Origin of the sequence: Micromonospora sp. DT227, from assembly GCF_049841835.1 — a bacterium.
Lineage (GTDB): Bacteria > Actinomycetota > Actinomycetes > Mycobacteriales > Micromonosporaceae > Micromonospora.
Genome location: NZ_JBNCLA010000110.1, coordinates 1 through 209, shown reverse-complemented (window position 1 = coordinate 209; position 209 = coordinate 1). Strand labels below are relative to the sequence as shown.

1 protein-coding gene is annotated in these 209 nt (G+C 71.8%); it reads left to right on the top strand.

Features of this window, described 5'->3' with window-relative positions; all coding sequences use genetic code 11:
• Window positions 1-209 (top strand): hypothetical protein (locus tag ACLQ2W_RS34115; protein ID WP_425792052.1); only part of this gene is annotated, 209 nt, incomplete at both ends.

Sequence of the window (209 nt, the reverse complement as noted above, 5' to 3'; positions counted from 1 at the left end):
CCGACACCCCCGACACAGACGTGTGGCTACCCGCGCTGCGAGTCGACCGGGATGAGCCGCAGACACTGCTGACCGCGGTCGCCGGTGTTCACGTGCACGGCGGAGCGGTGGACTGGCCGACGCTGCTCGGCGCGAGCGCCGGTCGGCGGGCTCTGGAGCTGCCGACCTATCCGTTCCAGCATCAGCGGTTCTGGCCACAGCCGGCGGTG